8 protein-coding genes and 1 rRNA gene are annotated in these 8,631 nt (G+C 70.9%); 4 read left to right on the forward strand and 5 right to left on the reverse strand.

Annotation, left to right across the window (positions count from 1 at the left end; all coding sequences use genetic code 11):
- Both H0488_RS19695 and tyrS read right to left on the reverse strand, forming a co-directional pair.
- Positions 1-70, reverse strand: a 16S ribosomal RNA gene (locus tag H0488_RS19695); the annotation flags it as partial.
- Positions 71-516: 446 nt separating this feature from the next.
- Entirely contained in the window at positions 517-1,788 is a 1,272-nt protein-coding gene (tyrS, locus tag H0488_RS19700) for a tyrosine--tRNA ligase (RefSeq protein WP_183100937.1), read from the reverse strand.
- 138 nt (positions 1,789-1,926) lie between these two features.
- On the opposite strand from tyrS, the gene H0488_RS19705 reads away from it, so the two are divergent.
- Positions 1,927-3,345 (forward strand): serine/threonine-protein kinase, encoded by a 1,419-nt coding sequence (locus H0488_RS19705; protein WP_183100938.1) that lies wholly within the window; start codon positions 1,927-1,929, stop codon positions 3,343-3,345.
- Positions 3,346-3,353: 8 nt separating this feature from the next.
- Here H0488_RS19705 and H0488_RS24360 read toward each other — a convergent pair whose 3' ends face one another.
- Complete coding sequence (locus H0488_RS24360) at positions 3,354-4,712, reverse strand: ATP-binding protein (protein WP_183100939.1); 1,359 nt, start codon at positions 4,710-4,712, stop codon at positions 3,354-3,356.
- Positions 4,705-5,388 carry a response regulator transcription factor gene (locus tag H0488_RS19715; protein WP_183100940.1) on the reverse strand — a complete coding sequence of 228 codons (684 nt, stop codon included), beginning with the start codon at positions 5,386-5,388 and terminating at the stop codon, positions 4,705-4,707. The genes H0488_RS24360 and H0488_RS19715 overlap by 8 nt, the downstream gene beginning before the upstream one ends.
- A 79-nt stretch (positions 5,389-5,467) precedes the next feature.
- Here H0488_RS19715 and H0488_RS23755 point away from each other — a divergent pair, with 79 nt between their 5' ends.
- The 3 genes from H0488_RS23755 (at position 5,468) to H0488_RS19735 (ending at position 7,355) form a co-directional block, all read left to right on the forward strand.
- Positions 5,468-6,061: a PepSY domain-containing protein gene (locus tag H0488_RS23755; protein WP_220794810.1), complete on the forward strand. Its 594-nt coding sequence runs from the start codon at positions 5,468-5,470 to the stop codon at positions 6,059-6,061.
- A 133-nt stretch (positions 6,062-6,194) separates the two neighbouring features.
- Positions 6,195-6,539 carry a PepSY domain-containing protein gene (locus tag H0488_RS19730; protein ID WP_183100941.1) on the forward strand — a complete coding sequence of 115 codons (345 nt, stop codon included), beginning with the start codon at positions 6,195-6,197 and terminating at the stop codon, positions 6,537-6,539.
- A 9-nt stretch (positions 6,540-6,548) separates the two neighbouring features.
- A complete protein-coding gene (locus tag H0488_RS19735) occupies positions 6,549-7,355 on the forward strand; it encodes a hypothetical protein (protein ID WP_183100942.1) in 807 nt (268 codons plus the stop codon).
- On the opposite strand, the gene H0488_RS19740 is transcribed toward H0488_RS19735, so the two are convergent.
- Positions 7,352-8,425 (reverse strand): DNA adenine methylase, encoded by a 1,074-nt coding sequence (locus H0488_RS19740; protein WP_183100943.1) that lies wholly within the window; start codon positions 8,423-8,425, stop codon positions 7,352-7,354. The two genes, H0488_RS19735 and H0488_RS19740, sit on opposite strands and share 4 nt — an antisense overlap.
- Positions 8,426-8,631 lie beyond the last annotated feature (206 nt).

Consider the following 8,631-nt stretch of genomic DNA (forward strand, 5'->3'; position numbering starts at 1 on the left):
ACCGCTCGACTTGCATGTGTTAAGCACGCCGCCAGCGTTCGTCCTGAGCCAGGATCAAACTCTCCATAAAAAGTTCAAACCCAACAAAACAAACAAACTAGCTATCGCCAGAATCATTTGACTTGCCGAAAAACCCACAACACCCCACACCCAAACGGATGCAGAACGCCATGACAAAACAAATCACAACGACATAAATTGCATGACACACTGTTGAGTTCTCAAACATCACACGCACCGGGTCGATCCTCGCGGAGTCGATCCCGAGCTTGTGGTCACCACACGCACAGCCAGAACCCGATGAAGTTCGAACCCGCCAGTGGCACGTTCGTTGTCACCGAGTTTGGTGAGAGTGGGCGGCCGCCTCGGGGCCGGAAGCCCGATCCCTCTGAACTAGCAGATTTGGATCTTGCTCCCCGCCGCTCCCTGGCGACTTGGAGAACATTACAGACCAGTCCCACGCGACACAAATCGGGGTGGTGTGTCCCGCGCCACAGGGCTGGACGGCCCCCCGGATCAGCGCAGCTGGACGCCTGCGAAGCGCTTCTTCCCGCGCCTCAGGACCAGCCAGGAGCCGGCGATCAGGTCGGCGCTGGAGGGCACGTGGTCGGCGTCCTCGATGCGCACGTTGTTGACGTAGACGCCGCCCTCGGCGACCGTCCGCCGGGCCTCGCCCTTGCTCGCAGCGAGCCCGGTCAGCGTCAGTAGGTCGACGATGCCCGGCATGCCGTCAGCAGCGGGGACGTCGACCGCGCCGGCCTCCGCGAGCGCGGCAGCCAGGGTGGCGCTGGACAGGGCCGTGATGTCGCCACCGCCGAACAGCGCCTCGGCCGCCGCCTTCGCCTGCGCGGTCTCCTCCTGGCCGTGCACCAGCGTCGTCACCTCGTCCGCCAGCACCCGCTGCGCCTCACGAAGGAACGGCTTCTCGGCGTGCCGGGCCTCGAGCGCCTCGATCTCCGCCCGATCCAGGAAGGTGAAGGTCCGCAGGAGCTCGCCGATCTTCTCGTCCTCGGCGTTGAGCCAGAACTGGTGGAAGGTGTACGGCGAGAGCATCTCCGGATCGAGCCAGAGTGCACCGCCCTCGGTCTTGCCGTACTTGGTCCCGTCGGCCTTCGTGATCAGCGGCGTGGCGAACGCGTGCGCCTTGCCTCCGTCGGCGCGACGGATGAGCTCGACGCCGCCGGTGAGGTTGCCCCACTGGTCGGAACCACCGAACTGGAGGATCACCCCGTGCTGTCGGAAGAGCTGGAGGAAGTCCATCGACTGCAGGAGGACGTAGCTGAACTCGGTGTAGCTGATGCCGGCCTCGAGCCGGGTGCGCACCACGTCGCGGGCGAGCATCCGGTTGACCGGGAAGTGCTTGCCGATCTCCCGGAGGAAGTCGATCGTCGAGAGCGTCGACGTCCAGTCGAAGTTGTTGACCATGGTGGCTGCGTTGTCGCCGTCGAAGCTGAGGAACGGCTCGACCTGGGCGCGCACCCGCTCGGTCCACTCCTTCACGGTCTCGAGCGAGTTGAGCGAACGCTCCCCCGAGTCCTTGGGGTCGCCGATCATGCCGGTGGCGCCGCCGACGAGCGCGAACGGCGTGTGGCCGGCGTTCTGCAGGCGGCGCGCGGTGACCAGCTGCACCAGGTTGCCCATGTGGAGGCTGGGAGCGGTCGGGTCGAAGCCGACGTAGAACCGGACGCTGCCCTCGGTCAGCGCGGCGCTCAGGGCGTCGCGGTCCGTGGTGTGCGCGAGCAGGCCGCGCCACTCCAGGTCGTCGAGGAGGGTCGGGTCGACGGACACGGTGGTCCTTTCCAGGTGCTGGGTCGTTCGGGGCGGTGCCCTCTAAGCCTGCCGCATCACCGGCCGGGGTGCCCACCCGGTTGAGCCGACCGCGCTGGTGACGGTGGGAGGGGCGATGCTGGGTACTCTCCCCCTGAGATGACCAGCACCCGGGTGGCCGACAGATACGCACTTGACCGCGAGATCGGTCGTGGCGCGTCCGGCGCGGTCTGGCTGGCCCGGGACGAGGTCCTGGGCAGGGTGGTCGCGCTCAAGCGGATCGGCATCGCGCCGGGTGCGTCGGTCCACGATCTCGAGCGGGCCGAGCGCGAGGCGCGCCTCGCCGCCCAGGTCATCCATCCCAACGTGATCTCGGTGTTCGACTTCGTGACCGAGGGCGACTCCCACTGGCTCGTGACCGAGTACGTCGACGGCACCACGTTCGCCAGCATGATCGGCGACCGCGGCGGCCTCAGCCCGGACGAGGCCGCACCCATGCTGCTCCAGGCAGCGGAGGCGCTCGCCACCGCACACCGGCTCGGGATCGTCCACCGCGACGTCAAGCCGTCCAACATCCTCATCGGGCTGGACGGCACGGTGAAGCTGTCGGACTTCGGGATCGCGAAGGCCGTGCAGGACGCGTCCCTCACCCAGACCGGGCTGGTGACCGGCTCGCCGGCGTACCTCGCGCCAGAGGTGGCGACCGGGGCGTCGGCCACGCCCGCCAGCGACGTGTGGTCCTTCGGCGCGACGGCCTACCACGCACTCTCCGGGAGACCGCCGTACGACGTCGCCGGCGGCGACAACGCCGTGCTCGGCGTGCTGTACCGGATCGCCCACGAGGATCCGCCGCGGCTGCCCGACGCCGGCTGGCTGGCCCCGCTGATCGAAGCCACGATGGACCGCGACCCCGACCGACGGCCGCCGATGGAGGAGGTGGCGAGGTTCCTCCGCGCGCGACCGCAGCCACCGATCCAGAGCACGCAGGTGCTCGCCGCTGCCACGTCGCCCACGAGCACCCAGGAGCAGGCGCCGATGCTGCCGCCCCCTGCTCCGTTCAGCCCCGCGACCGACGCGGGGTCGGGCTCCACGGCCCTTCGCGTGGGGATCGCCGGAGCGGCCGTGGTCGCGGTGCTCGCCGTGATCGGCGTCGTCCTCTTCACCGGCGGCGACGACCCGGACGATGCCGCCGCGCCCAACGCCGCGAACAGCACGCCCGCATCGACCGATGACTCCCGGACGGACAGCGACGATCCCGAGACCCAGCCCGCGCCGACCGCCGCCGAGCTCGAGGAGTTCGCGGCCGGCTACATCTCGACCGCGGCCGACGACCCGGACGCCGGCTTCGCGCTGCTGACGCCCTCCTACCAGGCGCGCAGCCCCGAGTACGCCGACTTCTGGGGCACCGTGACGAAGCCGAAGATCCTCGAGATATCGGCCGACCCGGCGGCGCTGACGGTCACCTACACCTACGAGTACAAGCAGCAGAACGAGGGCAAGCGGACCGAGACCGTCACCCTCCAGCTGGTGCAGGACGGCGACCAGCTGCTGATCGACGACGCGGCCACGATCGGCTGACCGCTCGATCAGCCGACGGCGTCGATCGCGGGCAAGGTGACCCGGACGACGGTGCGCTCGTGCTCGCGGGCGATCTCGATCCGGCCGCCGTGCGCCCGGACGATCTCGTCGACGATCGGCAACCCGAGCCCGACCGAGCCGTGCTTGGCAGCGAACCGCTCGAACGGGCGCTCCTCCTGGAACCCCGCACCCTCGTCGCTGACGGCCAGCGAGACGCCGTCGGCGGCGGCAGACACCCTCACCTCGACGGCACCCGCCCCGTGCTTCAGCGCGTTGTCGACGAGGTTGGACACGACCCGGCCCAGCCGGTCGGGATCCCCCGCCACGGTGGCCGAGCCGTCGCCCGCGAACGTGACCGGGCGGGAGGCCGCGTCGGCGGCGCTCTGGAAGCGGCGTACGACGTCGGCGGCGAGCGCCGCGAGGTCGACCTGCTCCGCGTGGAGCTGCAGCCGACCGGCATCCGCACCGGCGAGCGCGAGCAGGTCCTCGCTCAGCGCGATCAGGCGCCGCACCTCCTGGTCGGCGGAGCGCAGCGCGTCCAGGAGCTCCTCCTGCGAGCGCGGGGTGGCGAGCGCGAGCTCCACCTCCATCAGCAGCAGGGCCAACGGGGTCCGCAGCTCGTGGCTCGCGTCCGCGACGAACCGTCGCTCCCGCTCGAGGCCCTCGTCGAGCCGCTCGAGCATCGCGTTCAGGGTCTGCGCGAGGCGGCGCAGCTCGGAGGCCGCCGGCACCGGGAGCCGCTCGCCCGCACTGCGGGCCGAGATGGTCGCGGCCCGCGCCCGCATCCGCTCGATCGGGCGCAGGCCGAGCCCGGCGACGAGGTAGCCGAGAGCTCCGGCGAGCGCGAGCGCGATCGGTCCGCTGATCAGGAGCTGCTTGCCGACCGCCTCCACGGCCTCGTCGGCCTCCTCGCGCTCGATGGCGAGCACGACGACCTGGCCGTCGACCGTCTGCACCAGGGTGACCACCGGCTCGTTGTCGACCTCAGGGTCCTCGCCGGGCTCGCCGAGGTCGTCGTGCACCCGCACCCGAGCCTCGCCGTACCCGTCGTCGACCTCGTCGGGGCCGAGCAGCCGGTCGACCACGGCGGTCGAGGACGCCACGACCTCGCCGTCCTCCGTCAGCACCTGGCCGTGGACGTCGCCGGCGTACTGCCGCACGGCGCGCAGGCGGGCGTCGCCGGACATGACGGCCAGACCCTTCATCTCGCCCTCGAGCTGGTCGCGCAGTCCACGTTCGAGGGTGTGCTCCACCCGCACGTGCACGAACACGCCGAGCGCGAGCATCGCCACGGCCGTGGTGGCCAGGAACGCCACGGCCACCCGGGCCCGCAGCGACCAGCCGAAGCCGCGGTCGTGGTCAGTCACTGGCGCTCCCCGTCAGGCGGTAGCCGAGACCGCGGACCGTGCGGAGCGAGTCGGCCCCGAACGGCCGGTCGATCTTCTCGCGGAGGTAGCGGACGTAGACGTCGACGACGTTCGACGAGGTGTCGTGAGTGGCCCCCCACGCGTTGGCGAGCAGCTGGTCGCGGCTCAGGGCCTGCTCCGGGCGACGCATCAGTGCTTCGAGCAGGGCGAGCTCACGGGCCGACAGCTCGATCTCGACGTCGCCGCGCCACACCCGGCGGGAGGCCGGGTCCAGCCGCAGGTCGCCGACCTCGAGCACGGTCGGCCGCGGCACCGGCCCGCGGCGTACCAGCGCACGCATCCGAGCGAGCAGCTCGTCGAACGCGAACGGCTTGCCGAGGTAGTCGTCGGCACCGCTGTCGAGACCGGTGATCCGGTCGGCGACGGCGTTGCGCGCGGTCAGCATGAGCACCGGCGTCCACACCCGCGCGCGGCGGATCCGCCGGCAGACCTCGAAGCCCTCGATGTCGGGGAGGCGTACGTCGAGGAGGATCACGTCGTACCCCTCCTCCTCGGACGCGGCGACCACGGCTTCCTCGCCGGTCCCGACGATCGTCACCAGGTCGCCGCGCTCGGTCAGACCCCGAGCGACCAGCTGGGCGAGCTTCGCCTCGTCCTCCACCAACAACACGCGCACGACTCAACTCTAGGGATACCGATGAATGCCCGATGAGAGGCTCATCGTGCCCTCATCTGGGCTTCCTAGCGTCCTCGGCATGAACACGAACACTCTCCCCCGCAAGTTCCCCCGCAAGCTCCTCCTCGGCGGCGCCGGCGCCGTCGCCCTGATCGCGATCGCCGCAGGCGGCGGATATGCCGTCACCGCCGGCGACGACGACCAGCCGATCCCCGCCGGCGACCGCGAGCGCGCTGAGGACGCCGCGCTCTCCGAGACCGGCGGCGGCACCGTCACCGACGCCGAGATGGACGACGAGCAGAGCAAGTACGAGGTAGAGGTCACCCTCGACGACGGCACCCAGGTCGACGTCCAGCTCGACGACAGCTTCGGCGTCGTCTCGACGGAGACCGACGGCCCCGAGGACGGTGACGACGACGGTGACGACAACAACGCTGACGACCGGGCGCTCTCGCCGACCGAGCGCGACCGCGCCGAGCGGGCCGCTCTCGCCGAGACCGGCGGCGGCACGGTGACCAGCACCGAGGCCGACGACGGCAACGGCTACGAGGTCGAGGTCACCCGCGACGACGGCACCGAGGTCGACGTCCGGCTCGACCAGGACTTCGACGTCGTCTCCGCCCACACCGACGGTCCCGACGACGACCACGACGACGACCACGACAACGACTGAGACAACGACTGAGACAACCGCTGAACACCGCGCGGCGGCGGCGGGTCGACGAGCCGGCCGCCGCCGCGGCGGATGATGAGCGACGGATGAGAGTTTCCCGCCACCGACCTCGATCCGACGTAGCGTCGAGGACATGAACATTCGAACCGGCACCAAGAGGACAAGGATCTTGATCGCTGCCGGTGCGGCCGTCCTGCTGGTCGGCGGCATCGCGGGCGCCGCGGTCGCGGTCTCCGGCGACGACGACGAGACCGAACGCCCGATCCCGGCGGCAGATCTCGAACGGGCCTCGGAGGCCGCCCTCGCCGAGACCGGCGGCGGCACGGTCACCGACACCGAGGTCGACGACGAGGAGAGCAAGTACGAGGTCGAGGTCACCCTCGAGGACGGCACCGAGGTCGACGTCCAGCTCGACGAGGACTTCCAGGTCGTCTCGACCGAGACCGACGGCCCAGAAGACGACGCTGACGACGACTGAGGACTGGTCATGAAGCGCGGTACGGCGGCCGCGGTCGCCGTGCTCCTCCCGGCCGTGCTCGCCGGCTGCGCGTCCGACGACGGCGACGGAGCGGAAGAGCCGGGCGCGGAGTCGACGGAGCTGCCACGCTCCGACGAGCCGCGGGAGCTCGACCCGGCGGACCTCGGTCCGGACGTCACCAACCCGTGGTTCCCGCTCGAGCCGGGCGTCCAATGGGTCTATCGCGAGACCGACGAAGACGGCGAGGTGCTCGAGGTCGTCGTCACGGCGACCTCGGAGACCCGCATGATCGCCAACGGCGTCGAGGCCCGCGTGGTCCGCGACACCGTGACCCTCGACGGAGAGATCATCGAGGACACCCTCGACTGGTACGCCCAGGACGAAAACGGCACGGTCTGGTACCTCGGCGAGGACACCGCCGAGTTCGAGGACGGCGAGCTCGTCTCGCACGAGGGCTCGTTCGAGGCCGGGGTCGACGAGGCGCTGGCCGGCGTGATCATGCCGGCCGACCCGATGCCCGGTGACAGCTATCGCCAGGAGTACTCCGAGGGCGTGGCCGAGGACAACGGCGAGGTGCTCGCGCTCGACGGCACGGCGAGCGTCCCAGCGGGGACGTACGACGACCTCCTGCAGACCGCAGACACCAACGCGCTCGAGCCCGGCGTGCTCGAGCACAAGTTCTACGCCGAGGACGTCGGCCTGGTGCTGACCGTCGACGTCAACGGCGGTGGACGGGAGGAGCTGGTCTCCGTCAGCACCGTCCCGGCGGCGCAGGCCCGGCGTGCCGGGCAGGCGCCGCTCGGGTCGCCGGACTAGCCGGGCAGCGGTTCCAGCTGCGCGGCTGCGGCGACGGCGGCGTCGACGCGGTCACGCGGACCGGCAACTAAGACGTGCTCCACGTTGCGGCGCCGGCCCACCTCCCCGACCCGCTTGCCCGCCGGGTTGTGGATGCCGATCAGCGCGCCGACGTACCTCTTCCGGTCGAACGCGAGCAGGCGGACCTCGTCGTGACCGGCGTCGCGCAGCATGCCGGTCATCTCGTCGGCGGTGATCCACGACTCGTCGTTGTAGGACACGACGACGACCTCCGCGCGGACCCGATGGATGACGTCGGCCAGGGCCGCCGGCATCGTGCGGCGGCTGTTGAAGACGCTGTGCGTGTCGGCGTCGCGGCTGTCGACCCGCTTGCAGGCGACGCCGTAGTGCTCGGGTGCGTCCCAGCGGATCAACGTCTCCCAGATGTGGTAGTTCGTGAAGTAGCGGTGCTGGTTGTAGGGCGGGTCGACGTAGGCGAGGTCGACCCGCCCGACCGCGTCGACCACCGTGCTCGCGTCACCGTGGATCGTCGTGCCCGCTCCGGGCAGCAACGCCGGCCGCTCGAGTCGCAGGTCGCGGTGGGCGCGGGGCGCCCACTGCTTGAGGTAGGCCATCTGCACGCCGGTCGTGGAGTCGACGCGATCGGCGGCGACCATCAGGCTGGTGAGCAGGATCGGCCGCAGCGGGTCGCCCGGTGGGTGGTCGCGGTCGATGGCGTCGCGGATCGCGTCGACGCGCGCACCGTTGTGCGGTTGGAAGAACCGCGCCCGCTCGCAGAAGGTCTCGGTGAAGTAGCCCGGCCGGCCCGGGAGCGCGTCCAGCCGGGCCAGGGCGGTGTCGAGCTCGCGGTCGTCGATGGTCGCGGCGTCGGTGGCGACGAAGCAGTCGCTCAGCACCGCGGAGTACGTCGCCAGGTCGCACGCGGTGACCTCGATGCCCCGCCGCTTGAGCTCCTGTGCGACGCGGGTCGTGCCCGTGAACAGGTCGAGCGCCGTGCGCGCCCCGGCCGCGACGGCCAGCTCCCCCAGCACCGGCACCAGCGTGCGCTTGGAGCCGAGGTACTTGATCACATCGGCAGGGTACGGCGCGCGCCGGGTGTCCCGGGTCAGGCGCGACCGTGCCAGGCGGCGAGCAGCTCGCGCTCGCGGTCGCGCCCGATACCGCTGACCTTCGCGTCGGGCGTGGCGCGCAGCCACGCGAGGGTGGCCTGCGACGTCTCCGCGACCGGCCGGAGCAGGAGGCCGGCGTCGAGCGACGGCTCGACGTGGTGGTGCAT

Origin of the sequence: Nocardioides pelophilus, assembly GCF_014180685.1 — a bacterium.
In the GTDB taxonomy this organism is placed as follows: Bacteria; Actinomycetota; Actinomycetes; order Propionibacteriales; family Nocardioidaceae; genus Nocardioides; species Nocardioides pelophilus.

Coding starts and splice junctions, on each gene's coding strand:
- H0488_RS19730 (WP_183100941.1), top strand. CDS start 6,195: ATGAACATTCGAACCGGCACCAAGAGGACAAGGATCTTGATCGCTGCC.
- H0488_RS23755 (WP_220794810.1), top strand. CDS start 5,468: ATGAACACGAACACTCTCCCCCGCAAGTTCCCCCGCAAGCTCCTCCTC.
- H0488_RS19705 (WP_183100938.1), top strand. CDS start 1,927: ATGACCAGCACCCGGGTGGCCGACAGATACGCACTTGACCGCGAGATC.
- H0488_RS19735 (WP_183100942.1), top strand. CDS start 6,549: ATGAAGCGCGGTACGGCGGCCGCGGTCGCCGTGCTCCTCCCGGCCGTG.